The sequence below is a fragment of the Schaalia meyeri genome, from assembly GCF_900105015.1.
Taxonomy (GTDB): domain Bacteria; phylum Actinomycetota; class Actinomycetes; order Actinomycetales; family Actinomycetaceae; genus Pauljensenia; species Pauljensenia meyeri.
Map to the genome: position 1 here is coordinate 32,827 of NZ_FNLK01000003.1, position 25,817 is coordinate 58,643.

At 66.2% G+C, this 25,817-nt stretch carries 23 protein-coding genes; 2 read left to right on the top strand and 21 right to left on the bottom strand.

Annotated elements, in window-relative coordinates:
- Positions 1-9 precede the first annotated feature (9 nt).
- Positions 10-999, bottom strand: coding sequence for a tRNA (adenosine(37)-N6)-dimethylallyltransferase MiaA (gene miaA, locus BLT68_RS00455; protein WP_074632401.1), 990 nt, complete (start codon positions 997-999; stop codon positions 10-12).
- Between the two features lie 60 nt (positions 1,000-1,059).
- Here miaA and BLT68_RS00460 point away from each other — a divergent pair, with 60 nt between their 5' ends.
- Entirely contained in the window at positions 1,060-1,506 is a 447-nt protein-coding gene (locus tag BLT68_RS00460) for a histidine kinase (RefSeq protein ID WP_074632403.1), read from the top strand.
- Positions 1,499-2,029 carry a YbjN domain-containing protein gene (locus tag BLT68_RS00465; RefSeq protein ID WP_050694563.1) on the top strand — a complete coding sequence of 177 codons (531 nt, stop codon included), beginning with the start codon at positions 1,499-1,501 and terminating at the stop codon, positions 2,027-2,029. Before BLT68_RS00460 ends, BLT68_RS00465 begins: the two co-directional genes overlap by 8 nt.
- Positions 2,030-2,251: 222 nt before the next feature.
- Here the strand turns inward: BLT68_RS00465 and miaB are convergent, their stop codons facing one another.
- From miaB to infB, 20 genes are all read right to left on the bottom strand, one after another.
- On the bottom strand, positions 2,252-3,790 hold the full coding sequence (miaB, locus tag BLT68_RS00470) for a tRNA (N6-isopentenyl adenosine(37)-C2)-methylthiotransferase MiaB (RefSeq protein ID WP_050694562.1): 1,539 nt from the start codon (positions 3,788-3,790) through the stop codon (positions 2,252-2,254).
- An 11-nt stretch (positions 3,791-3,801) separates the two neighbouring features.
- Entirely contained in the window at positions 3,802-4,296 is a 495-nt protein-coding gene (locus tag BLT68_RS00475; RefSeq protein ID WP_082175823.1) for a CinA family protein, read from the bottom strand.
- A 2-nt stretch (positions 4,297-4,298) separates the two neighbouring features.
- Positions 4,299-4,928 carry a regulatory protein RecX gene (locus BLT68_RS00480; protein ID WP_074632405.1) on the bottom strand — a complete coding sequence of 210 codons (630 nt, stop codon included), beginning with the start codon at positions 4,926-4,928 and terminating at the stop codon, positions 4,299-4,301.
- A gap of 3 nt (positions 4,929-4,931) precedes the next feature.
- Entirely contained in the window at positions 4,932-6,020 is a 1,089-nt protein-coding gene (recA, locus tag BLT68_RS00485) for a recombinase RecA (protein WP_050694559.1), read from the bottom strand.
- 253 nt (positions 6,021-6,273) lie between these two features.
- A complete protein-coding gene (locus tag BLT68_RS00490; protein ID WP_050694558.1) occupies positions 6,274-6,498 on the bottom strand; it encodes a DUF3046 domain-containing protein in 225 nt (74 codons plus the stop codon).
- 3 nt (positions 6,499-6,501) lie between these two features.
- Positions 6,502-6,816: a helix-turn-helix domain-containing protein gene (locus tag BLT68_RS00495; RefSeq protein WP_074632433.1), complete on the bottom strand. Its 315-nt coding sequence runs from the start codon at positions 6,814-6,816 to the stop codon at positions 6,502-6,504.
- 170 nt (positions 6,817-6,986) lie between these two features.
- Positions 6,987-7,757: a CDP-diacylglycerol--glycerol-3-phosphate 3-phosphatidyltransferase gene (gene pgsA / locus BLT68_RS00500; RefSeq protein WP_074632406.1), complete on the bottom strand. Its 771-nt coding sequence runs from the start codon at positions 7,755-7,757 to the stop codon at positions 6,987-6,989.
- Positions 7,758-7,774: 17 nt separating this feature from the next.
- Positions 7,775-10,615, bottom strand: a complete 2,841-nt coding sequence (locus BLT68_RS00505) for a DNA translocase FtsK (protein WP_074632408.1) — start codon at positions 10,613-10,615, stop codon at positions 7,775-7,777.
- Between the two features lie 56 nt (positions 10,616-10,671).
- The gene (locus tag BLT68_RS00510) at positions 10,672-11,571 is read right to left on the bottom strand and encodes a PfkB family carbohydrate kinase (RefSeq protein WP_050695729.1); all 900 of its coding nucleotides are present in this window, start codon (positions 11,569-11,571) and stop codon (positions 10,672-10,674) included.
- Positions 11,572-11,687: 116 nt separating this feature from the next.
- Complete coding sequence (locus tag BLT68_RS00515; protein ID WP_050695728.1) at positions 11,688-13,382, bottom strand: ribonuclease J; 1,695 nt, start codon at positions 13,380-13,382, stop codon at positions 11,688-11,690.
- Between the two features lie 150 nt (positions 13,383-13,532).
- Positions 13,533-14,429 (bottom strand): 4-hydroxy-tetrahydrodipicolinate synthase, encoded by an 897-nt coding sequence (gene dapA / locus BLT68_RS00520; protein WP_070778090.1) that lies wholly within the window; start codon positions 14,427-14,429, stop codon positions 13,533-13,535.
- A gap of 90 nt (positions 14,430-14,519) precedes the next feature.
- Entirely contained in the window at positions 14,520-15,056 is a 537-nt protein-coding gene (locus tag BLT68_RS00525) for a GNAT family N-acetyltransferase (RefSeq protein WP_074632409.1), read from the bottom strand.
- Positions 15,053-15,793, bottom strand: a complete 741-nt coding sequence (dapB, locus tag BLT68_RS00530) for a 4-hydroxy-tetrahydrodipicolinate reductase (RefSeq protein WP_070778092.1) — start codon at positions 15,791-15,793, stop codon at positions 15,053-15,055. The genes BLT68_RS00525 and dapB overlap by 4 nt, the downstream gene beginning before the upstream one ends.
- 90 nt (positions 15,794-15,883) lie before the next feature.
- Positions 15,884-17,188: a M16 family metallopeptidase gene (locus tag BLT68_RS00535; protein WP_074632411.1), complete on the bottom strand. Its 1,305-nt coding sequence runs from the start codon at positions 17,186-17,188 to the stop codon at positions 15,884-15,886.
- A 134-nt stretch (positions 17,189-17,322) separates the two neighbouring features.
- Entirely contained in the window at positions 17,323-19,665 is a 2,343-nt protein-coding gene (locus tag BLT68_RS00540) for a polyribonucleotide nucleotidyltransferase (RefSeq protein WP_074632412.1), read from the bottom strand.
- A gap of 183 nt (positions 19,666-19,848) precedes the next feature.
- Entirely contained in the window at positions 19,849-20,118 is a 270-nt protein-coding gene (gene rpsO / locus BLT68_RS00545) for a 30S ribosomal protein S15 (RefSeq protein WP_009211818.1), read from the bottom strand.
- 237 nt (positions 20,119-20,355) lie between these two features.
- Positions 20,356-21,345: a bifunctional riboflavin kinase/FAD synthetase gene (locus BLT68_RS00550; protein WP_074632414.1), complete on the bottom strand. Its 990-nt coding sequence runs from the start codon at positions 21,343-21,345 to the stop codon at positions 20,356-20,358.
- An 11-nt stretch (positions 21,346-21,356) separates the two neighbouring features.
- Positions 21,357-22,424: a tRNA pseudouridine(55) synthase TruB gene (gene truB, locus BLT68_RS00555; RefSeq protein WP_074632416.1), complete on the bottom strand. Its 1,068-nt coding sequence runs from the start codon at positions 22,422-22,424 to the stop codon at positions 21,357-21,359.
- A 6-nt stretch (positions 22,425-22,430) separates the two neighbouring features.
- Entirely contained in the window at positions 22,431-22,880 is a 450-nt protein-coding gene (rbfA, locus tag BLT68_RS00560) for a 30S ribosome-binding factor RbfA (RefSeq protein ID WP_050694550.1), read from the bottom strand.
- A gap of 97 nt (positions 22,881-22,977) precedes the next feature.
- The gene (gene infB / locus BLT68_RS00565) at positions 22,978-25,728 is read right to left on the bottom strand and encodes a translation initiation factor IF-2 (RefSeq protein WP_074632417.1); all 2,751 of its coding nucleotides are present in this window, start codon (positions 25,726-25,728) and stop codon (positions 22,978-22,980) included.
- Positions 25,729-25,817 lie beyond the last annotated feature (89 nt).

Sequence of the window (25,817 nt, forward strand, 5' to 3'; positions counted from 1 at the left end):
CTGGTCGCGTCACGAGCGCCCCACCGCCCGTTCAGCCTCCCGGCACGTCAGCTCGACGACGCGGCGGACCACGGACTGGTCGCCGGTGAATTCCTCCACGTCCACCCAGAAGACACGCGGATCCGGGCGCAGCCACTTCACCTGACGGCGCGCCAGCTGACGGGTCGCGAGCGCAATCGACTCCTCGGCCTCCTCCTCGGTCATCTCTCCGTCGATGACCGCGAGCGCCTGGGCGTATCCCGTCGCCCGGGAAGCCGTCTTTGCCTCACGCAGCCCCTCGTCGATCAGGGAACGCACCTCCTCGATCAGGCCGCCGCGCATCATCGCGCGGGTGCGCACCGCGATGCGCTCATCAAGGGCATCCATCGGGCGGCGCAGGGCTACCATCAGCGCCGGGGACGCGAACTCGTGGCGTGGCATCGACGCCGAGTAGGGGCGTCCCGTCACCTCGATAACCTCCAGTGCTCGCACGATCCGGCGCGAATTGCGCGGATCAATCCGGTCGGCTGAGACCGGATCCAGGGACGCCAAACGCTCGTGCAAGCCACGCGAACCGGCGGACCCCTGCGCCTGCGCTTCCAGGCGGGCACGCTCGAGCGGATCCGTCCCCGGGAAGTCGATGACATCCAGGAGCGCACGCTGATAGAGCCCGGATCCTCCCGCGACCACGGCGAGTCCCCCGCGCTCGTGAATGGCCGCGACGTCGGCGCGCGCGTGCTTCTGGTATGCGGCCACCGAGGCCTCGTCGCGCACGGAGAGCACATCGATCTGGTGGTGTGCGATCCCTCGGCGCTCACTAACGGGCGTCTTCGCCGTCCCCACGTCCATCCCTCGGTACAGTTGCAGCGCGTCGGCAGAGACGATTTCTCCCGCGCCCGACGCGCCGAGCGCGCCCGGAAGAATGCCGGCGAGCTCAAGCGCAAGGTCCGACTTGCCCGAGGCTGTGGGTCCCACGACCGCGCACAGCACGTCCGACGCACGCCACATCGAAGACTCCATGGCCACCAGTGTAGGGCCCGCTGACCCCGATACCGGCGCGCAACGGCTACGCTTGAGGCTATGAGCACAACAGATACTCCCCCGGTCACCATCGACCGGATCACCCAAGCGGTAGAGGCCGTGGGACTCATCCCCTTCGTCTCCCACACCGGACAGGTCGCGGCGATCCTGCCGAACCGCACGATCCGCATCGCCATGCCCGATGGCCACCCCATTCAGGGAGTTGCCGAATACCCGCGTTTTTTTGACGCGTCTCACGCCGAGCAGATCGCGTCCACCCTTCGTCGGCTCAACGCCACCACGTACCTGCCGAAGATCGCCTCCGCGCCCACCGATACTGGAACCATCGTGCTGCGCCTGCAACACACCTTCAACTGGGTGGTCGGAGCCTCTGACGCCCAGGTCCAGGCCGAGGTATCCCAGTTCATCATGGCATCCGTTGCCATGATGAACCAGCTTGATGTCATGTTCCCCGACCAGTGGACCAAGGAGGGTTCCAATGCCTGAGTGGAAGAGCTTCACCTTTGGCGACGGCTCCGAGGCCAAGCCCGCCCCCGCTGCCCCAGCACCCGCGATGGAAGCCGACGAATACGCCGCAAAGTGGGACACTAAAGTCGCCGAGGTGACGATCGCGCGCATCGAAAACGTCCTCGAAGGCGACGGCCTGCCGCACGGCTCCGGCGAATTCATCGCCGTCACCCAGCTGGAGGACGTCCGTTTCCAGATCCACCGCGAGCCCGCGGACGCTCCCTGGGTACAGATAGAAGCGCGCATCGTCCCGGAGGGCGACGGCCACACGGAGTACTCTCTGCAAGAGGTTGCAAACCGCTGGAACACCGAGCACCTGCAACCCACCGTCTTTCCCGTCGAGGACGGCAACAATTGGATCCTGGTGGCGGCGTCGCGCTTTTTCGTCGGCGAGGGACTGTCGGACCGGCAGATTCACGCGATGCTCCGCCGAGGACTGATCATCGGATTGTCCACGGTTGGCGAACTGCCCGAGCTCCTCACCGAGGCGTCAGCGCAGTAGTTTCCACCCGTCGCAGATCTCGCGGCAGGTGGGTGCGCCCCGCTCCCCCGCTACGCGCGGGGGCGGAGCGTTCTGGGCGAGCGTGCGCCGAGATCATGCGGGAGCTCCTGGCGGCAATGGCTCCCGGTTTCGACGCTTTGCCTCAGAGGGTGGGCAGGCGGGGCGAGAGCCGCGAGGGCTCAGTTCGCGGTGCTGACCCAACCCGAGCCCCCTTTCGATCTGTCAGCGCGACAGCCCCACGCGCAGCCTTGGAATCCCCAGGGACACCGCGGTATCGGGTTCCTCCGATGCCCGTCGCGCCTGCCACGCATCACCGGCGCGCGTGGGACGCACCTCAAAAAGCCCACCCTGCGCGCCAGAATCCGCGATGAGGTGGTGCGGCGCACCGTAGGTGACCATCGCTCGAATCATGTCCCCGGGGCGCGGATGGTCATCTCGAGGCAGTCCCTGAGGCAGCGCGACGTGCACGAGACGGTTATCGCGGGCACGCCCCGAAATACGGTGGGTAGCACCATCCTTGCGTCCGTCGCTCTCGGAGACCAGGACCTCAACCTCGGTGCCCGCAAGCGCGGCATTATCCTCCGCGCAAATGCGTTCTTGCACCTTGATCAGACGCTGGTAGCGTTCCAGCGCGACGTCAGGGGGAACCTGATCGCCGCGATCCGCGGCGGGAGTGCCGGGACGCGGGGAGTACAGGAAAGTGAACGCCGACGTAAAACGCGCCTGCTCCACGACGTCAAGGGTGGCCTGGAAGTCCTCTTCCGTCTCACCCGGAAAACCCACGATGATGTCCGTTGTAATCGCCGCATCCGGAATTGAAGTGCGCACACGGTCCAGGATCCCCATGAAACGCTCACGACGATACGAGCGACGCATCCGGCGCAGGATCGCGTCAGAACCCGACTGCAACGGCATATGGAGGCTGGGCATAACCGTCGGCGTCTCGGCCATCGCCACAATTACGTCGTCGGTGAAGGCAGCCGGATGCGGCGAGGTGAAACGCACTCGTTCGATGCCCTCGACGCGTCCGACGGTGCGCAGCAGATCCGCAAATGCCCCACGTTCGCCAAAGCCCACCCCGTACGAGTTCACGTTCTGTCCCAACAGGGTTACCTCGATGGCGCCCTGCGAGGCCACAGCCTGCACCTCCGAGAGGATGTCGCCGGGCCGTCGGTCGCGTTCCTTACCGCGCAGGCGCGGAACAATGCAGAACGTGCACGTATTGTTGCAGCCTACCGAAATCGACACCCACGCCGCGTAGACGCTCTCGCGGTGGGTGGGAAGCGTCGACGGAAAGACCTTCAGGGATTCCTCGATCTCGACGGCGGCCTCGCGGTTGTGCTCGGCGCGGCGCAGCAGCGCGGGCAGCACGTCAATATTGTGTGTGCCGAAGACGGCATCCACCCACGGGGCCTTCTCGATGATGCCGTCGCGCATCTGCTGGGCCAGGCAACCGCCAACCGCAATCTGCATGCCGGGCCGTTTGCGTTTGACCGCAGCGAGCTGGCCGAGGTTTCCAAAAAGGCGCGTCGCCGCATTCTCCCGAACAGAGCACGTGTTGATCACGATCACGTCCGCCCCCATGTCCCCCGCGTCCGTTGCACGCGCGACGGCCTCGGGCACGGACTCAACGGGAATCAGCCCCGCTTGCTCCAGCAAACCCGCCATTCGTTCAGAGTCGTGTTCGTTCATCTGGCAGCCGAGCGTTCGCACCGCGTAGGTGCGAGGCAACATGGTGCTCTCCGGTGTCGTCGTATTCATCGCACTGAAGTCTAGTCCTCCGCCTGCACGCCGGCGAAGTCGAGCACGTCACGCACCAGGCGCAGCGCCGCGTCGATTGCTCCCGCGCGTACCAGGGCTCGGTCCCCTTCCACGTGAATGAGGCGATGGGTGGTTCCTGCGGGATACGCGCACGCGATGTGGATGGTGCCGGCGGGGAACCCGTCGGCCGCGCCGGGTCCGGCAACCCCCGTCGTTGACACACCGATACTGGCCCCAAATAGCGACCGCACCCCCTTCGCCATCTGTATGGCGACCTGCTGATCGACGGGCCCTACCCGTGCCAGGCGCTCCGGCGAAACCCCCAGCACCGATGTTTTCGTGTCGACAGCGTAGGTGCAGACACCCCCTCGGACGACTCTGGACGCGCCGGGAACATCGACCAGCCGGGCAACGAGTCCCCCTCCCGTCAACGACTCCGCCGTCGCGATCGTCAGGCCCCGATCGGCCAGCTCCTCGATAAGGTCCGCGACCTGTGCGTCTTCCATTGTCACGTCACTCCCCACTGCCAGAACTCTTCCTCTCCCGCTTCCCCGTCGCCCCACGCGTCAAGCGCGTCTCGAACGGCAGCCGAAGCGACGGACGGGGAATACCCTTTGCGCGCCAGCATCGATGCCAGCCTGCGGTAGGCGGTCTGCCTCGGGAGGCCCTCAAGTGAGCGGCGCTTACGGGCGATCAGCTGGGCCGCCCGTTTTGCCTCGTCGTCCCTGTCGATCTGCCGAAGAGCGCGGTCGACCGTAAGAGGGTCCAGCCCCCTGCGCGTTAGCGCCTCGCGCAACGCGCGAGGCGCTGTGCCCGTTGCACTAAAGCGCGAGCGAACCAGCGCATCCGCGTAGGCCTGATCGTCCACGAGGCCCACGGCCTCAAAGCGATCCACGACCTGCGTCGCCAGATCCGCGCTGAAACCACGGCTCTTTATGGAGCTGACAAGCTCGGCACGCGAACACGCCCGGGCATCGAGCTTACGCAGCGCCACCTCGCGCGCCGCCTCGATCGCTGCCGCGCCCGTGAGGGCCGCGTTACGTTCGCGGGCGCGCGCGATCCGCTCCCTCGGGGAGGAACGGTGCTCCCGTTCCTCCCCCAGCTCCGGGTGATCCTGCGGATCCAGGTAGCGAACCACGGCCTAGAATCCCGCGTCCTCGTCAGGGTCAATCGCCGGAACGTCCTGCGAGGTCCGATCCGGCTCAGGGGCCTCGCCAATCCCTAATGAGACGAGGATCTTTTGTTCGATCTCGTTCGCCAGCTCCGGGTTATCCGCGAGGAATTGACGAACGTTCTCCTTGCCCTGGCCAAGCTGATCGTCGCCGTAGGTGAACCAAGAGCCGGACTTACGCACGATACCGGCCTCAACGCCCATGTCGATGATCGACCCCTCGCGTGAGATGCCCTTTCCGTAAACGATGTCGAATTCCGCTTGCTTAAAGGGCGGGGCCATCTTGTTCTTAACGACCTTGGCGCGCGTGCGGTTACCGACGGGGGACCCGGCTTCCTTCAGGGTTTCGATGCGGCGCACATCGATGCGCACCGAGGCATAGAACTTGAGCGCCTTACCGCCCGTAGTCGTCTCGGGCGAACCGAAGAACACGCCGATCTTTTCGCGCAGCTGGTTGATGAAGATCGCGGTGGTTCCGGTCGCGGACAGAGCACCCGTGATCTTACGGAGGGCCTGGCTCATCAGGCGGGCCTGGAGGCCCACGTGGGAATCGCCCATCTCTCCTTCAATTTCCGCCTTGGGTACCAGCGCGGCAACGGAGTCGACCACGATGATGTCGATGCCACCCGAGCGGATCAGCATGTCGGCGATCTCCAGCGCCTGTTCGCCCGTGTCAGGCTGAGATACCAGGAGAGAGTCCGTATCGACGCCCAGCGCGCGAGCGTAGACGGGGTCGAGCGCGTGCTCCGCGTCGATGAAAGCGGCGTTACCACCGGCCTTTTGGGCACTGGCAACAGCGTGCAGCGCGACCGTCGTCTTACCGGAGGATTCGGGTCCGTAGATCTCGATCACGCGTCCGCGCGGAAGGCCACCAATGCCGAGCGCGACGTCGAGGGCAAGCGAACCCGTAGGGATCACCTGGACGGGCGGGCGATTGTCGTCGCCCAGGCGCATCACGGAGCCTTTTCCGAACTGCTTATCGATCTGTGACAGGGCGACTTCGAGCGCCTTATTGCGGTCGTTGGTAATTGTCTTTGCCGCGGATGTCTTACGTGCCATGGTCTTCCTTTCGTCTTCAGGCCTCTCCGACCTGCGGGTGTCCTGGCCCAGATGACGCCCCTCTCCGAGGCGCCATGACGAGTATGCGACCGGCCATCGTCGTTTGCGTCCAACGAGCGGCGCCCCTGTGGACGACACGCGTGAATGCCTCGCCGCATGCCAGCATAAATGGAACACCTGTTCGATATCGCCTCGACACGCCGCCCACCGGGCACGCGGGCATCCGTTCGCACGGCTCCCGCAGTCCAGCGCCTCAGCGGCCGCGCTCGCGAGGGTCGATGCGGTGAATCCAGCGCGCCTCGCCGCGCCCCGTTTCCATGCACAGCGTTGCCCACACCCGGTCGGGTTCCACGCCCCCGGCCAGCGCGTCGCGCGCGGTCCCGCCCAGCGATGGAAGGTACAGGTCGGAAACGTACGAGCGGCCGAGGGCAGAACCGAAGGTCGCCTCGACCGCCTCGTAAAACTCTGAGTGCTTCACGCGTCAGGAAATGAGCGTGACGGGCACAATATCATCGGGAACCGCATCGGGGACAACCGCACCATCGATGATCGCCATGCGTTCGGACACATCGCGCAGAACGAACCAGAGAGGAACGCGCAGGGCCGAGGTGATCGCCTCAAGCAGTTCCGAGGACGCCTCCTTTTGTCCACGCTCGACCTCGGACAGGTAGCCGAGGGAAACCTGAGCCTCGGAGGAAACCTCGCGCAGGGTGCGACCCTGGCGCTGGCGAATACCGCGCAGGACATCGCCGAGTTCGCTGCGCAGCAGCGGTGTCTCGCCCAGTGTCTTTTCCATAGTATTACTGTAGCCGTTCTTGATTGAGGGGCGCATCGTCAGTTCGCGCATCGGACCACTTCGACTCGGCACATTGATACCTCGGGTTGCATTCATACCCTGTCAACGTGTGAGAGCCCAACCTTATTCCAACAATCTTTCAACCAATGTATGTGTTGCGTCACCCGGGCTCAACTCTGTGCTTGTTGGCCGACCATATCGTGGCCAGACGGCTTCGACTCCACCGACTCGGCCTCCTCCTCGTGCACAGCCTCCGCTTCCGCCTCGCACTCGGTCTCCTCCGCCCCGGTCTCCTCCGCGCGCCCGGCCTCGGCCTCGTCACCCGAGGCGCCGCGCACCAGACGAACACCGTCGATGATGTAGGTCAACCCGGAATACACCGTCAGCGCCAGCGCGACACCCGCCAGGGCCTGCCCCAGGCGGATCATCAGAACGACCCAGCCCTCGTTGGAGGCAGACAACGCAAAGAAATGCTCCCACGGAATGAAGAGGGTCCCCAGCGCGATAATCTGCATGAAGGTCTTGAGCTTGCCCGCGTTGTTCGCAGACACCACGACTCCACGCCGCAGGAACACGGCGCGCATCGCGGTAATCCCCAGCTCGCGCACCGCGATGAGGATTGTCACCCACCACGGCAGGAACCCCTGGAAGGACAAGAGAGCGAAGCCGCCCAGCGTCAGCGCCTTGTCAGCGATCGGATCGACGACGCGACCAAAGTCGGTGACCTGTCCCCACGAGCGCGCCAGCTGCCCGTCGAAGCGATCCGTGACCGCGGCGACGGCGAAAACAACGAAGGCCAGCCACCGCGCAGTCCACGACTCCTGCAATCCCAGCACGACAAAGACAGGAACCAAAACAAGGCGCGCGACGGTCAGCGCGTTCGGCAGATTCACGAGGGGAACCTTGCTATCTCGTTGCACACGCGACACGTTACCGGTCATGACCGATTCCTTTCCTCTCAGCGGCCCGTGAGCTGCCAAGCGTCCTCATCGTCGTCAGGTTCCGCATCCACCCAGTCGGGCGAAGAACCACCATAGTTATGACCAGAGTACGGGTCTACCCCACCGCCGCGCGAATCGCGCGATCTCGCCTCGCCCATTTCGTCGCCGGACGCGCCTCCCGTCCCCGCCTCATCCGAGGTCATCGTTGCGTCTCGCGCTCCGCCTGTTTCGCCGTCGCCGCAAACGGGCACCCCCTCGGCGGCGGCAGGGCCGGGTACGGGGGCGTTAAAAGCCGCCGCGGACTGCGATGTCGGGGCGCTCGGCTCTGAACCGCCGATGCCGCTGGATTCTCCACGCAGCATCGCGAGCACTTCGGGGAGTTGCTCGGGGGCAACCAGCACCTGCCTGGCCTTGGACCCTTCGGACGGACCGACGATCTCCCTGGATTCGAGCAGATCCATGAGGCGCCCGGCGCGGGCGAATCCGACGCGGAGCTTGCGTTGGAGCATTGACGTGGAGCCCAGCTGCGTCGAGACGACGAGCTCGGCAGCCTGCAGGAGGTCTTCAAGGTCGTCTCCGATGTCTTCGGCGACCTTCGTTTCCTTCTTGTCGGGCACCACGTCGTCTCGATAGTGCGCCTCCATCTGGCCTTTGACGTGCGCGACGACCTGGTGAATCTCAGATTCGCTAACCCATGCTCCCTGGACCCGCATGGGCTTGGAGGCACCCGCGGGCAGGTAGAGGGCGTCGCCCTGACCGATGAGTTTCTCCGCGCCGGGTTGGTCAAGAATCGTACGCGAGTCGGTCAGCGAGGAGGTCGCGAAGGCCAGCCGCGAGGGGATGTTCGCTTTGATGAGCCCTGTGACAACATCGACCGACGGGCGCTGAGTGGCCAGCACCAGGTGAATGCCCGCGGCGCGCGCCAGCTGCGTGATGCGCTGAATGGAAGCTTCGACGTCGCGAGGGGCGACCATCATGAGGTCGGCGAGCTCGTCGACAACCACGAGCAGGTACGGGTAGGGATGGAGGGTGCGTTGCAGGCCGGGCTTCGCCTGAACCTGCCCGGCGGCGACGGCCTTGTTGAAGTCGTCGATGTGCTTGAAGCCGTAGTCAGAGAGGTCGTCGTAGCGGGCGTCCATCTCTTTGACGACCCATTCGAGTGCTTCGGCGGCCTTCTTCGGGTCGGTGATGATCGGCGAGATGAGGTGCGGGATGCCCTCGTAGATCGTCAGTTCGACGCGCTTGGGGTCAACGAGGATCATGCGCACCTGCTGGGGGGTGGCGCGCATCATGATTGAGGTGATCATGGAGTTCACGAAGGAGGACTTACCGGAACCGGTTTGGCCTGCGACCAGCATGTGCGGCGTCTTGGCCAGGTTGGTGACCACGTAACCGCCTTCGACGTCCTTGCCGACGCCGACGACCAGTGGATGCTGGTTGCGACGCGCGGCCGCGGAACGCAGCACATCGCCGAGCGCGACGTTTTCACGGTCGGCGTTGGGGATCTCGATGCCGATGGCGCTCTTTCCGGGAATAGGCGCGAGGATGCGCACGTCCGCGGACGCCACCGCGTAGGCGATGTTCTTAGAGAGGTTGGTGAGTTTGTCGACCTTGACGCCGGCCCCCAGGACCACCTCGTAGCGGGTGACCGTCGGGCCGCGGGAGAACCCGGTCACGCGCGCGTCGATGCTAAAGTCAGCGAAGACCTGTCCGAGGGCCGCGACAACCTGGTCGTTCACGGCGGAACGCGTCATGTGGGGCGGCCCGGACACGAGCAAGTCATCGGAGGGCAGCGTGTAGGTGATGGACTCGTCCAGGTCGGGTTGGAACGCGCCCTCGGGCTCGTCAGTAATCGGCGGCGGCGCGGGTATGTCTTCGGGCGCGGGCCCCTGCGCGGGTGCCACGGCTGGACGCATCTGGGTCAGCGTCTCGGTCGGCGCATCAGAAGAGGACTGACGAGGCCGAGGAATGGGTGCGACCGCGGGAACGCCCCCGGATTCGAGCAGGCGAGTATCGCCGACGGCCTCGGTGTCCGTCGCCTTCCGGAAGGATTCGTCGCCGTCGTACTGGTCGAGAAAGGGGTCCTCACCCGCCGCGAGATCCTTGCGCGACTGGCGGCGCGCCTTCTCGGCGGGATCCGCGACCGCCTCACTGCTGCCGTCTTCCCCCCGCTTACCCACGCCGCTCAGGTGCGCAGCCATGTCGCGTAGGCGCCCGGGAACGTCGGCGACTGCCGTACGGGTAGCGAGCAGGATCGAATAGGCCAGTAGAAGAATCATCAGGGCGCCTGCCCCCCACCCCGACAGGAGGTAGATGAGCGGGCGGGCGATGAACCAGCCGAGGATACCGCCCGCTGTCTCGATGCCGGGGTCCTGTTCGAGCCCGGGGTTTCCGTGCGAAATGTGAACCAGGCCAGTCAGGGCAAGAGAGATGCCGACGCCACCCGCGATGTGGTGGGGCAGGGCGGAACGCCCGGATCGGGCCGATACGAGCTCGACGGCCAGAGCGACGAGAAGGAGGGGCACAACCACCGAGAAGATACCGAATAGCCCCGCGGACGCGTGGTGGATCGCGTTTCCGGCCTCGCCGGAGATCTGGAACCACTCGCGCAGGGCAACAACGATCGCTGCTGCCACCGCAACGAATGCTGCCGCGTCGCGCTTGACCTGCGAATCGGTCGCTTTCCACGCCCGCGCGGCCCCGAGGGCGACCCGCCCGACGGCCGCGAAGAAGCGAGCCAGGAAGCCCCGCTGTGCGGGTTCTGGCTGGGGTGCTTGAGCTGGCCGGGGGGAGCCTCCCTTGCCGCGCGGGCGCGCGGGGGCTTTACCGGACGAGGAGCGTGGAGACGAATGTGCCATGGTTGTTCCACGATATCGCTCAAGCAGCCCCTTAGGAAGAGGCGCGCCGCGTGTCCTCAGCGCAAAATATTAGTAACCACACCGGTTTCGAGGACGTTTTCCACCTGATCGCGCGTGGGAACCGGCAGGGCGGACTCGTGAGAGATCGCAAGGGCGGCGCCCGCGTTCGCCATGAGGCACGCGGTCTCCAGGTCATAGCCTAAAAGGAGGCCGGCGCACATCTCCGCGATGTGTGTGTCACCTACGCCAGCGGTATCCGCGATGCGGGCATCGAATGCGGGGATCGAGATGACGGGCGCATCTGCATGGAGTTGGAGCTCGCAGCCCCTCTCCCCCACGCGGCGAACCGTCGCGGCATCGGCGCGCATGTAGGACCGAATCGTGGAACCGTGCCGGTGGGCATCGAGAGTGCTCCCCAGCGCGGCGGCCTCCCGGCTGTTCATGGTCACGATATCCGCCCGCGGGAAGATCGTCTCCCACGCCTCGACGGGAACCTGGGCGACGGCGGGCGAGACCGACACGACAAGAGTAACGAAAGGGGGCAGGGAGGACGCCCACTCGCTCAGCTCGGAGGCGGAGTGCGCACTGGTCATGTCAGATGCCGCCACGTGGATAACATCGCCCTCACGCAGCTTGATGTGCTCCAGAGTGTCACGCGACGGCTCCGACTCCACGCCGGCCGTGACGACCGACCGCATCGACCCGTCTTCGACGATCAGCTGGATGACGACGCCGATATCGCCAACCAGCTCGGGGGTCAGGACATCAACCCCGGCCTCGACCAGCTGTTGGCGGACCGCAAAAGAATTGGGTCCCGTCCCCAGCGGCGACGCGGCGGCCGCCGGAACCCCCATGGCGGCTGCCGCACACAGGGTCGTAAAGCCCCCGCCCGGTCGCGAGCTAGCCGCGTCGGCGTGCACCGAACCACCACGCTCGGGCATGTACGCGATGTGCATCGGCAACACCAGCGCAACAGAGTGCGTCGAAATAAAGCGACCCAACACGGAACCTTCCTCCTCATTCAGCGCGCCATCGCCACCGGGCCACGGCCTCGTCAGCTGCTTCAACCAGCCTACTGCTCGGTAACCACCGGAACGATCATAGGCCGACGACGCAGGCGCCGCGCAACCCAGCGACCGATCACGCGACGCATCGCCTGCTGCAGGACGTACGGGTCCTGCCCCCCGGGAGCCGCCGCTTCTGTGAGGGCCTTGGTGACGTCGGGCAGGATCTCCTCGAACACGTCATCGTCTTCGGCCATACCGATCGCGCGAATCTCGGGGCCCGCCAGCACAGTCCCAGAGTCGTGCTCGACAACCGCGAAAATCGAGATGAAGCCCTCCGACCCCAGGGTGCGGCGAGTTTCCAGCTCATCCTCGGAAATCTCGCCGATCGAGCGGCCATCCACGTACACGTACTCGCAGGGAACGATGCCCGACACGCGAGCCGTGCCGTCCTTTAAATCAACGGTCACGCCGTCCTCGGCCAGGACCACGTTGCGCGGGCTGATGCCCGTCTTGACGGCCAGCTGACCGTTGCCGACCAGGTGGCGAACCTCCCCGTGAATGGGCATGACGTTCTTCGGCTGGATGATGTTGTAGCAGTAAATGAGTTCCCCGGCGCTCGCGTGACCGGAGACGTGAACCTTCGCGTTTTCCTTGGACACGACGCGCGCCCCCAGCCGCGTCAGGTCGTTGATGACGCGGTACACGGAGTTCTCATTGCCCGGGATCAACGACGAAGCGAGCACGATCATGTCGCCTGGCTCGATTCGAACCGTGCGGTGGGAGCCCACCGACATACGCGAGAGGGCGGCCATGGGCTCACCCTGCGACCCCGTCGCCATGTACACGCGCTGCGAGGGCGGCAGATCACCGATCTCCTTCAGGTCCACGATGATGCCCTCGGGGATCGACAGGTAGCCCTTTTCCTCGGCGATGCGCATGTTGCGCTCCATCGAGCGCCCCACGAACGCGACGCGGCGCCCGTGATGAGCGGCTGCGTTGATGACCTGCTGGACACGGTGCACGTGGGAGGCGAAGGAAGCCACGACGATCTGACCGCCGTCGGCCTCGCCAAACACCTGATCGAGAACCGGGCCAATCTCGCGTTCGGGCGTAATGAAACCGGGAACCAGGGCGTTTGTGGAGTCAACCATGAACAGGTCAACGCCCTCCTCTCCCATACGGGCGAAGGCACGCAGGTCGGTCAGACGGCGGTCCAGCGGCAGCTGGTCCATCTTAAAGTCGCCCGTGATCAGCACGTTACCGGCCCCGGTACGCACGAACACGGCGAGCGCGTCGGGGATCGAGTGCGTGACGGAGACAAACTCAAGGTCGAAGGGCCCCACGGTCAGGCGTTCGCCCTCCGCGACGATGGTGAGGCCGGGGTCGCTCAGGCGGTGTTCACGCAGCTTGGGGGCCACGAACGCCAGCGTCAGGTCCGAGCCGTAGATAGGGATGTCGCCGCGCAGCTTGAGCAAGTAGGGCACGGCGCCGATGTGATCCTCGTGGCCGTGCGTCAAAACCAGGCCGACGACGTCGTCCATGCGGTCCTCGATCCAGGAAAAGTCGGGCAGGATCAGGTCCACGCCCGGCTGGGTTTCCTCGGGGAAGAGAACGCCACAGTCCACGACCAAGAGCTTGCCCCGGTACTCGAGGACGTTCATGTTGCGCCCTATCTCGCCGAGACCTCCCAGCGGTATCACTCGCAATGCGTCATCTTCCAGGGGCGCGGGCTCGCTGAGGTTCTCGTACAAAGACTTCATGATGCCAGTCTGCCACGTCGGCGGCTCTTTGCCCGCATCGGGGAACATCTTAAACGGGTCGGTCCCCTCACACTTGGTAGGTGAAGCGACCCAACGCGTGCCGACGGGCAACGAAGCCGGGCAGGCCTGCGTCTCTCGGCAATACTGGGCTCAGACAAGCCCGGCGCGACTCATGGCGCGCCGCAGGGCACTCACCTCGGCGTCGCTGATCCCCACCATGGGCAGGCGCACGGCGGGGCTGTCGATAACACCCTGGAGCCACAGCGCGTATTTGGCGAGGACAGCCCCCTGTCCGCCTCCCATGATGGCGTGGACCAGTGGACGCAGCGAGTAGGAAAGCTCGCGGGCCTCCCACACCCGGTCGCCATCCAACAGCTCGATCATGCGGCGGTAGTGGGTGGAAGCGATGTGGGCGACGACGGAGATAAAGCCGGAGGCGCCACCCGTCATCCACGCAAAGTTGAGGCCGTCGTCGCCCGAGTAGTACTCCAGGCCGGTACGGTGCATGCGTTCCACGCCCGTTTCGATGTCACCAGTCGAATCCTTGACGGCCCGGATGCGTGGGTGCTGGGCGAGGACGTCGAGGGTCGCATCGGAGAAGGCGATGCCCGTTCGCCCGGGAATGTCGTAGAGCATGATCGGCAGGTCGGTCGCGTTGGCGACGGCATGTACGTGGGCGCGCAGCCCCTCCTGGGAGGGGCGGTTGTAGTAGGGGGAGACGACCAGGATCCCGTCCGCTCCGTGCTCCTGGGCACCCTCTGCGATGCGTACAGCGTGCGCCGTGTCGTTCGAGCATGCGCCGCACAGAATGAACGCCCGGTTCCCCACAGCCTCACGGACCGCGTCTGTCAGGTCGTTCTTCTCCGGTTGGTGCGTCGTCGGCGACTCGCCCGTCGTGCCGGACAGCAGGATCGCGTCGCACCCTTCGTCGACCAGTTTGCCGGCCAGGCGCTGGGCGGACGTCACATCAACCTCGCCCGATTCGGTCATGGGCGTGACCATGGCGGCGGCGAGGGAACCGAAGCGGCGGGGAGGAACGTGGCTCATGCGTCCCATCCTACGCACAACGCGCGGAGCGGGGTGCGAGAGGGCCGCATTGCGGGCGACTCACGCGCACCGTTGGGCTCCGCTGGTCCTTTAGTCGCACCGTGCCCACCACATGTGCTGGGTTATCCCCTTGCCGATGCTGCGCACCGCACCCGAGGGCGCAAATCCCGCCGATGTGTAAAAGCGCTGGCGTTGCGCGTCACCCGCGCTGATCCACACGCGCAGCTGCCCTCTCGTCAGATCTGCGATGGCCGACAGCATACGCGAGGCGTGTCCGGCGCGACGGAAATCCCGATCCACAACCAGCTCGTACACCTGCGTGGCCTCGCCCCATCCCCCGCCGGGCGCGCCCCGAGAATCCGAGGATGCCTCGTCGGGTCCCGCGAAAGCAAAGCCTACGACCGCGTGGCCGTGCAGGGCAACGAGCAGCGCGGTGCGTGCGGGCCTGGGCGCGGACAGGGTTTCGTTCCACCGCTGCGCGAGGGATCGCTCGGTGATTCCCTGTGCCGCGAGCACCCCCTCGCCCATGAGTGTCCGCCACGCGGCCAGTTGCAGGCGCGCGATAGCCCCCTCGTCACCGCGTTGGGCGGGCCTCACCGAGCGGTCGGCGTCCACGGGAAAGCTCACAGGTCCATGACCTCATCGAGACCGATCGTCAGGCCCGTGCGACCGATGACGCGGCGCACGCCCAGGAGGACGCCGGGCATGAAGGATGCGCGGTCGAAGGAGTCGGTGCGGATTACCAGCTGCTCGCCCTCGTTACCCAGGAGGATCTCCTCGGAGGCGGTCAGTCCGCGCAGGCGAACCGCGTGGACGGGGATGCCGTCAACGCGGCCCCCGCGTGCACCCAGCTCATCCGTCTGCGTCGCGTCGGGCATATCCCCCCACCCGGCCGCCCTGCGAGCCTGGGCCATACCGCGCGCGGTCGCAACCGCCGTGCCGGAAGGCGCGTCCACCTTGCCGGGGTGGTGCATCTCAATGACCTCTGCGGACTCGAAGTAGGGTGCCGCCATGGCCGCGAACTTCATGGCGAGCACCGCTCCCATCGCAAAGTTCGGGGCAATCAGGACGGCCTGCCCCGCCCGGCACGCGTGCTCGCTCACCCTCGCGTAGGATTCTTCCGTCCACCCGGTGGTCCCGACGACGACGTCCACTCCGGCGTCGATGAGGGCGTGCACGTTTGATTCCGTGACGGTCGGAACCGAGAAATCGACGGCGACCTGCGCGCCATTAACGCTCTGGGCGGTGATCGCGTCGCCCGCGTCAAGGAGGGCGACGACCTCCATGTCGGGCGCGTCCGTCACCGCCTGGACGACGGTGGATCCCATGCGGCCTTTGGCCCCGGTGACTGCCACGCGTATCATTGCTGTCTCCTCCTTAGCGTTCGTTCATGGTGTCAGGGTATGCGCTTTGAGCGCACGATTGAAGCGCGACGTCTCACTGCCAACAGCGCTTTAGTCGGCGGGAAGGACCAATGCCCGGCAGTCCAGCTTGGTGGCCAGGGAAGCGGCCAGCGCTCGCACGTCGCGCGCATCAACTGCCTCAAACTCGGCGAGCGATTCGTCGATGGGGCGATAGCGTCCGATGATCTCCGAACGTCCCAGGCGCATCATTCGAGACCAGTTATCTTCGAGTCCCAGGACGACGTTCCCGCGCACCTGACCGCGCACGCGCGTCATTTCCTCCTCCGTGGGGCCGTCACTGGCGAGGTCGTGGAGCTGCGCGCGCATGATGGCCTCGACCTCGGCCGCCTTGTCGGGGCTGCACCCCGCGTACATGCCGAAGGTACCGGTGTCGGAGTACGCGACATCGAAGGCGTAGGTCGTGTACGCCAGGCCGCGCTTTTCCCGCACCTCTTGGAAGAGCCTTGAGGACATTGAGCCTCCCAGGATTGACAGCAGCACGCTCATCGTCGGGCCTGTCGGGTCCGTGGCGGACAGACCTTCGCAGCCGATCACGACGTGCGTCTGCGTCACATCGCGTCGGCGGGTGATCTCTCGTTCGTGGTCGGCGATGGGCGTTCGCGTCGTCGATCGACGAGGTCGCGGGGCAGCCGCGCCGCCCGCATCCCACGGGGATGCGTCAAGGGCCGCCTGCACGCGCTCACACACGTGATCGTGATCGACGCTCCCCGCAGCCGCAACGATCAGGGAGGAGGGCGCGTAGTGCGCCTGGTAGTGCTCCCACACGTCAGCCCGATCGACGCCTGAAATGGCCTGCGCAGTTCCCCCGACGGGTCGCCCGATTGGACGGTCCCCGTGGACGGCCAGCTGGAAGGCGTCGTGCACCGTGTCGGTGGGCGAGTCCTCACCCATAGCCAGCTCATCCAGGATAACGCCGCGTTCCATCGCAAAGTCCGTCCCGTCCAGGCGAGAATCGCTGACCATATCGGTCAGCGTCTCGATCGCCATGTCCAGGTCCGCGTCGCGTACGCGCGCCCAGTACGCGGTGTGTTCGCGAGCCGTTTCGGCATTCGACTCGCCGCCGACGCTGTCGAAGGAAATGGCGATGTCGAGAGCGGAACGCGCGTGCGTCCCCTTGAAGAGGAGGTGCTCAAGAAAGTGTGTCGACCCCGCAGTCCGTTCTTCCTCGTCACGCGAACCGACGGGAACCCACAGGGAGATGCCCGCACTCTTGGTCGCGGGAATCGTCTGAGTGAGGACGCGCGCCCCGCAGCCCAGGATCGTTCGATCGACACGGGTGTCCCCGTCCTCAATCGATAGGTTGTCCTCGTTAAGCGGTAGCGGCTTCGGTGTCATACTTCTCCTCTTGGTTCCCCTCGCCCACGTGATGGGACGGGCACGAAACGATCACAGTGTAGCTGTAAAAGGCCCGGTGGCCGGGCGGAGCTCTCACTCCGTCAACCACCGGGCTTTCTCAGCTAACGGGATGCTCACTCCTCGGAAGCGCCTTCCTCACGGTCGTCGTCGCGGCGCCGACGCGTGCGCGTGCGGGGACGACGTTCACGGCGCTCGCCGCGGTCGCGACGCTCGCGGCGCTCGGTCTGCTCGCCTTCTGGGACCTCCAGGTCGCCGGCCTCACCGTCGATGACGGCGTGCAGGCTGAGCTTGCCGCGGTCGCCGATCTCGTTGATCTCGACCTCGACCTGCTGGCCGACCTGCAGGACGTCGTCCACGGAGTCGATGCGCTTGCCGCCCACCAGGCGACGCACCTGCGAGATGTGCAGCAGGCCGTCCTTGCCGGGGGTCAGCGAGACGAACGCGCCGAAGGAGGTGGTCTTGACGACAGTGCCAACGAAGCGCTCGCCGACCTCGGGCATCTGCGGGTTGGCGATCTGATTGACCATGGTGCGCGCGGCCTCAGCGGAGGCACCGTCCGAGGACGCGATGTACACGGTGCCGTCGTCCTCAATGGTGACGTCGGCGCCGGTCTCGTCCTGAATCTGGTTGATCATCTTGCCCTTGGGACCGATAACCTCGCCGATCTTGTCCACGGGAACCTTCACGGTGATGATGCGAGGAGCGTTCTGGCTCATCTCGTCCGGTCCGTCGATCGCCTGGTTGATGAGGTCGAGGATCGCCAGGCGGGCGTCGCGGGCCTGGGCGAGCGCGCCGCGCAGGACCTGGGAGTCGATGCCGTCTAGCTTGGTGTCCAGCTGCAGGGCGGTGATGAAGTCGCGGGTACCGGCGACCTTGAAGTCCATGTCGCCGAAGCCGTCCTCGGCACCCAGGATGTCGGTGAGCGTCACGGCCTTGAACTGGCCGTCGACCTCGCCGGTCATGAGCCCCATAGCGATTCCGGCGACGGGCGCGCGCAGCGGGACGCCAGCCTGCAGGAGCGACAGGGTCGAGGCACACACGGAACCCATCGAGGAGGAACCGTTGGATCCCATCGTTTCGGACACCTGGCGGATCGCGTAGGGGAAGTCCTCGCGCGACGGCAGGACGGGGACGAGGGCACGCTCGGCCAGGTCTCCGTGGCCGATCTCACGGCGCTTCGGAGAGCCGACGCGACCAACCTCACCTGTGGAGAAGGGCGCGAAGTTGTACTGGTGCATGTAGCGCTTGGAGTTAACGGGCGACAGGTTATCGATCTGCTGCTCCATGCGCAGCATCGCCAGGGTGGTCACGCCCAGGATCTGGGTCTCGCCGCGCTGGAACAGGGCGGAGCCGTGCACGCGGGGCAGGACCTCGACCTCGGCGGACAGGGAACGGATCTGGCGGGGCGTGCGACCGTCCATGCGGATCTCTTCACGCAGGGTGCGTTCCCGGATCGTCGCCTTTTCCAGGGAACGGAACGCAGCCTTGAGGCTCTTCTCACCCTCGGGGAAACGCTCGGACAGTGCCTCAAGCATCTCCGCCTTCACGGCGTCAACGGCCTCGTCACGGGCGAGCTTACCCTCGGTGAGCAGGGCCTGGGCGATCTTGTCGCCGGCCCATTCCTGGACCGCCGCGTACTCTTCGTCGCTGTAGTCCAGGAACAGCGGGAAGTCGACGGTCTCCTTGGAGGCCTTCTCGGCGACCTTGATCTGTGCTTCGCACAGGGCCTTGATGAAGGGCTTGGCAGCCTCCAGGCCGTCGGCAACGACGTCTTCGGTGGGAGCGGTGGCGCCGGAGCGGATGAGTTCCCACTGGTTCTTGCCGCCGCCGGCCTCGACCATCATGATCGCGACATCATCCGTGCCGTCAGCCTTGGTGACAATGCGGCCCGCGACGACGATGTTGAAGACGGAACGCTCGAGCTCGCTCCAGCGCGGGAACGCGACCCACTGGCCGTCGATGAGCGCCAGGCGGGTGCCGCCGATGGGGCCTGTGAAGGGCAGGCCGGCGATCTGCGTGGACATGGAGGCCGCGTTGATGGCCAACACGTCGTAGGCGTCGTCGGGGTCGATCGTCAGAACGGTCTCGACGACCTGAACCTCGTTGCGCAGCCCCTTGACGAAGCCGGGGCGCAGCGGGCGGTCAATGAGGCGGGCGGCCAGGATAGCCTCGGTGCCAGCGCGGCCCTCGCGGCGGAAGAAGGAACCGGGAATACGGCCCGCCGCGTACTGACGTTCCTCAACGTCGACGGTCAGCGGGAAGAAGTCGAACTGGTCTTTGGGGTTCTTGCCGACCGTCGTGGCGGACAGGACGGTCGTGGAGTCGTCCAGGTAGGCCAGGGCGGAGCCCGCGGCCTGCTTGGCGAGGCGGCCAGTCTCGAAGCGCACGGTGCGCTTGCCGAAACGGCCGTTGTCGATGATCGCCTCTGCGGCGACGATGTCGGAGCCTTCCATCATGGGGGCGTTTCTCCTTGGTGTGTTGGTGTCGCGCTCCACTTCGGCCTTCGATCGAAGCTCCCGGATGAACGCTCCGGAGGCCACTGTCGAAAACCGGCGGCTTGTGCGCGAAAATGGGGTTTGTCCCAGGCGGGCGCATGAAAACCGGCCCGTCTCCGCAACGGGAGGCGGGCCGGCACGAAGTCAGCGGCGCAGGCCGAGACGCTTGATGAGCGAACGGTAACGCTCAATGTCGATGTCAGCGAGGTAACCCAGCAGGCGGCGGCGACGACCGACCAGCAGCAGCAGGCCACGACGGGAGTGGTGGTCGTGCGTGTGGGTCTTGAAGTGCTCGGTCAGATCCTTGATGCGCTGGGTGAGCAGCGCGATCTGCACCTCGGGGGAACCGGTGTCGCCCTCGTGGGTCGCGTACTCGGCGATGATCTGGTCCTTAACGTCCTTGCTCAGCGGCACAGGCTTCTCCTTAGTGTTCGTTGCACGGGGCATCCGGGCCTCCCCCGGGTGCTGACAGTCCGCGGCCGATCCACGGCTTTTCTACATTAGCACGCGCACGCCCGGGGACCAAGAACGAGCGACGAAACTAACGATTCTCCCCGTTACAGCGGGGTCTCCTCCCCCGCCCGCTTCTCTTTTGGTGCCGCAGGCGGATTCGGCGCACGCCCCGGCAACAAGCACAGGAGAGTCGGGGAGCTATCGGGCGGTGACGGAATCGGGGTCGACACGCCCGGCGACGCCGATTCCGAGAATGGAGGCCGTTTGCCGCAGGTCATCATCCATCTGCGTCAGCAGGCCGTCGAGGGAGTCGAAAGACAGCATGGGGCGGATGCGCGACACGAAGGTGACGGCGATGCGTTCACCGTAGAGGTTGAGGTCGGAGCGGCCGAGAACGTGCGCTTCGACCGTGCGCGATTCACCATTGAACTGCGGGTTAGTGCCCACGGATATGGCGGCGGGCAGGAACTCCGCGGATTGGGTGCCGGGAACGGCTCGCACGACCCAGCCTGCGTAGACTCCGTCGGCTGGGATCACCCCTTCGACGTCTTCCGCGAGATTAGCCGTGGGGAATCCGAGGGTGCGGCCTCGTTTGAAGCCGTGGCAGACGCGACCGCGGATGCGGTGCAGGTGTCCGAGGACGCGGGCGGCACCGGAGACGTCGCCGGCGGCCAGGAGTTCCCTCACCCACGAGGAGGACCAGCGGCGCCCTTCCGGCGCCTCAATGTCGGCGACAGTGATGACGTCGAAGCCGTAGGTACGTCCCAGCGCTCGCAGGGTGTCGATCGTTCCCACGTTGCCGCGCCCGAAGCGGAAGTCTTCGCCGACCACGACTTCGCGAGCGCCGCATCGTTCGACCAGGTATTCGTCGACGAACTCGTCTGGTTCGAGGCTGTAGACGCTGGCGTCGTAGTGTACGACGAGCGTGGCGTCTAGACCCGCGGCGGCCATTGCGTCGAGACGATCGCGCAGCGGCGAAATGAGCTGAAGGTGAGCGTCGGGGCTGTGCACCTGGATCGGGTGCGGGTCGAAAGTAATGGCCACGGCATCGACTCCGAGCTTGTGGGCGCGCTCGATGCAGGTCGCGATGACCTTCTTGTGCCCGTTGTGCATGCCGTCGAAGTTGCCAATGGTGACGACACTGGACTCGTTACCGGGGATTTCTGCGAGGAAATGCCAGACGTTCATGCTGTCTCTTTCTAGAAAACCAGGACGGTTCGCAGACGCGCCGCGTCGATACGAAGCAGGCCGAGGACGTTTCCGCCGGGGTCGACGGCTGCGATCGGGGTGTCGTCGATCGCGGAAGCATCGCGGGGGGCGGATCCAGCGCCGAGGAGCGCGAGCCCGACGTCGGCTCCCCACTGTATCAGTTCGTGGTGTGATCGCCTGGGCGCTTGCCCGTGGGCGAAAGCGTTGGCCTCGGCCCGGCTCAGGAACAGGGATGGGAACATGCTCCTGGCGGCCTCACCAAGGGGAATCAGCGGCAGGGTCGGCCCGCCTTCGGACGCCCCCTGAGGCTCTGCCCGGTCGACCGCTTCCGTGAGCTCCTTAAGCGTCATCGCGCGCGCGAGCGAAAAGCCTCCGACTCGTGTGCGGCGCAGCACGGTCAGGTGGGCGCCCACGCCGAGGGCCCGACCAGCGTCGCGGGCCAGGGCTCGCACGTAGGTACCCGAGGAGCATTCAACTTCGACGTCGACATCAACGACGCACACAGCGCCCACCCGCGTCGCCCCGCCCAGCCGGGCCGAGGCCGCGTCGGGCGTGACGGTCAGGGGGCGCGGGGGCGCGGGAACCTCCAGGCGTGAGACGTGCACGGGCCGAGCAGCCAGGGCGACGTCCTGGCCGGCGCGAGCCAGCGCGTACGCCCTCTTCCCCTGCACCTTGATCGCCGATACCGTCGACGGCACCTGCATGATGTCGCCACGCAGGGAAGCCAGTGCCCTCTCCAGGGCGTCGGCAGGCAGGGACACGCACCCAAGCGTCTGCGTGGGCTCTCCCTCGGCGTCGTCCGTATTCGTCGATATGCCGAAACGGATCGTCGCCCGGTACTCCTTCGAGTGACCGCTCACCCACGTGAGCAGTTTCGTGGCTTTACCGATGCCGATAACCAGGACTCCCGTCGCCATAGGATCCAGCGTGCCGCCGTGGCCGACCTTGCGGGTATGAGCCAGGCGTCGCACCCGCGAGACCACGTCGTGGCTGGTGAGCCCCTGTGGCTTGTCGATGACGAGCAGGCCGGGGCGGGGGTTATCGGGACGGCGAGCCATTGGTACCTAGGCCCGTTCCTCGTCGGCTGCCTCATCCTGGTCGTCGTGGCGATAGGGATCCGCGTCGCCAGCGTAGGAAGCGCCCGCGGAAGCGGCGGCGATCGCCTCGTCCTTCGCCTTCGCCTTCGCCAGCGCGTCCTCCAGGGCGGCGGCGCTCTCGGGCAGGGCATCCAGGATGAACTCCAAAGAGGGGGCCAGGCGCAGCCCGAGGACCTTGCCCACCCGGGAACGGAACAGGCCCTGCGCGGACGTGAACGCTCGGGCAGCCTTCTGGCGTTGCTCCTCGTCTCCGAGAACCGTGTAGAAGACGGACGCGTGCTGCAGGTCGCCCGTCACGCGCACGTCCGTGATCGTCACCAGTTCCAGGCGCGGGTCCTTGACCTGCCGCCCGATCATCGACGCGACCGTTTGCAGGATCCTCTCCTGCACCTTTCGAACGCGAGCCTCGTCAGCCATCGCGACCTCCTTTCGGGCGCGCGCCCTCGTAGAAACACTTAATGGTAAGAGATCGGGGTCCGAGCGCACGCCCGGACCCCGACACGTCGCCATGCGATCAGTCACGAGCCTTCTCGCGCATCTCCCAGGTCTCGATGACGTCGCCCTCGGCGATGTCCTTGTAGCCCAGGGTGATGCCGCACTCGTAGCCCTCACGGACCTCGGTCACGTCGTCCTTTTCGCGGCGCAGGGACGCGATCTCGAGGTTGTCGGCCACCACGACGCCGTCACGCACCAGGCGCGCCTTGACGCCGCGCTTGATCGTGCCGGAGCGGACGAGAGAGCCCGCGATGTTGCCGAACTTACCGGAACGGAACACCTGGCGGATCTCCGCGCTGCCCAGCGCGACCTCCTCGTAGATCGGCTTGAGCATGCCCTTCAGGGCGGCCTCGATATCATCGATCGCCGAGTAGATGACGTTGTAGTACTTGATCTCAACGCCCTCGGCGTCAGCCATCTCGGCCACGCGCTCGGCAGGTCGGACGTTGAAGCCGATGATGACCGCGTTGTCGACGGTCGCCAGGTTGACGTCGTTTTGCGTGATCGCACCGACGCCTCGGTGAATGATACGCAACGCAACCTCGTCGCCCACGTCGATGCGCAGCAGCGAGTCCTCCAGGGCCTCGACGGCACCGGAGACGTCGCCCTTGATGACCAGGTTGAGGGTGTCGACCTCGCCCTCGGCGAGGACCTTGTCGAAGTCCTCCAGGGAAACGCGCTTACGGCGCTTAGCCAGCATTGCCTGACGCTCCGCCGCCTCTCGTTTATCGGCGATCTGGCGGGCGGTGCGGTCGTCGGATGCAACCAGGAACGAGTCGCCTGCTCTGGGGACGGAGGTCAAGCCCAGGACCGCCACCGGGGCCGAGGGGCCAGCCTCGGAGACGTCGTTACCGGCGTCGTCGAACATGGCGCGCACACGACCGTGCGAGGAACCGACCACCAGCGAATCGCCGACGCGCAGCGTACCGCGCTGGACCAGCATGGTTGCGACGGCACCGCGCCCCTTGTCCAGGTTCGCTTCGATGGCTACGCCGCGAGCGTCGGTATTCGGGTTCGCCTCGAGGGTCAGCGCCGCGTCGGCTGTCAGCAAGACGGCCTCCAGCAGCTCGTGGATACCCTTGCGCTGCTTGGCCGAGATGTTCACGAACATGACGTCGCCGCCGTACTCTTCCGCGACCAGGCCGTACTCGGTCAGCTGGGAGCGGATCTTGTCGGGGTTTGCGCCGTCCTTATCGATCTTGTTGACCGCCACGACGATCGGCACACCGGCCGCCTGCGCGTGGTTGATCGCCTCCACCGTCTGGGGCATGACGCCATCATCAGCAGCGACAACGAGGATCGCGATGTCGGTGACTTGGGCGCCACGCGCACGCATGGCCGTGAAGGCCTCGTGACCGGGGGTGTCGATGAAGGTGATGCGACGGGGCGTGCCGTCCTCTGCCTTGACCTTCACCTGGTAGGCGCCGATGTGCTGCGTGATACCGCCGTGCTCGCTGTCGACGACGTCCGTGTGACGGATCGCGTCAAGCAGCTTCGTCTTACCGTGGTCAACGTGGCCCATGACGGTGACGACCGGTGGCCGGGGCGCCATGTTGTCGGCGTCGTCAAGTTCCTCGGCCTCAAGGTCGATGTCGAAGGACTCCAGCAGCTCGCGGTCCTCGTCCTCGGGGGAAACGACCTTGACGTCGTACCCCAGCTCGGCACCCAGGGCTTCGAAGGTGTCCTGGTCGAGGGATTGCGTGGCGGTCGCCATCTCGCCGAGCGCAAAGAGGACCGTCACGAGGGCCGCGGGATTGACGTCAATCTTCTCAGCCAGGTCGGCCAGGGACGCTCCCTGACGGATGCGGATCTGCGCGCCACCTCCGCGCGGGATCGACACGCCGCCGATGACGGGGGCGTTTTGCTGCTCGTACTCTTGACGCTTCGCGCGCTTTGACTTGCGTCCGCGCTGCGAGCGTCCGCCCCCGCGACCGAATGCGCCCGGCGTGGAGCCGCGACCACCGCGACCGCCTCCGCGGGGACCACCGAAGCCGCCGCCGTTGTTCTGGGGAGCACCGGTGCGCTCGCCGCCCCCGGGACGCGAGCCGCCGCGACCGCGGCCGCCGCGACCAGTGCGCTCGCCACCGCCGTTACCGGGGGAGGCGTTGCGCGCGAAGTTCGCCTGGCCGGGCATCATTCCCGGGTTGGGGCGGTTTCCGCCGGAGCGCGGTGCGCCGGGACGGGGGCCGCCGCTGCCGGAGCCGCCGGAGCGCGGTGCGCCGGGGCGAGGCCCGCCGCTGCCGGAGCCACCGGAGCGCGGTGCACCGGGGCGAGGCCCGCCGGGACGGGGCATGCCCTGGGAGGATGCGTACGGGTTGTTACCCGGACGCGGACCGCCGGGACGCGGGCCGCCAGGACGGGCAGGGCGCGGGCCGTCGGAGCGACGCGGCGCGGGCTTGGGCGCGCCTTCAGGTTTCTTGCCGCGAGGCTTGGGGGCACTCTTGCGTGCGGCAGCGCTCTTCGGAGCACCGGGCTTGGGCGCGCGAGCCTTCGTTCCTGACGCTTCGGCTGCTTCATTCTTGGGGGCCGCAGGCTTCTTAGCAGCGGGCTTTGCCGCGCTGGGCTTGGGTACCTTGGGGGCGGGCTTTGCCTCCGCTTTCTTGGTCTTTGGTGCCGCCGCAAACTTCTCGCGCATCTGCCGCACGACGGGCGGCTCAAGCGAGGAGGACGACGACTTGACGAATTCACCTGCTTCCTTCAGGTGCCCCATCAGTTCTTTGCTCGTGATTCCGAGCTCTTTGGCGAGCTCGTGGACACGCAATTTTGCCACATTTCTCCGTTCCGGAAAGCGCCTCCGGTCCGGAGACGCCCTACTGATATTGCTGGCAGCTCATCGCTGGGTACTCATCGGGTGCCCAT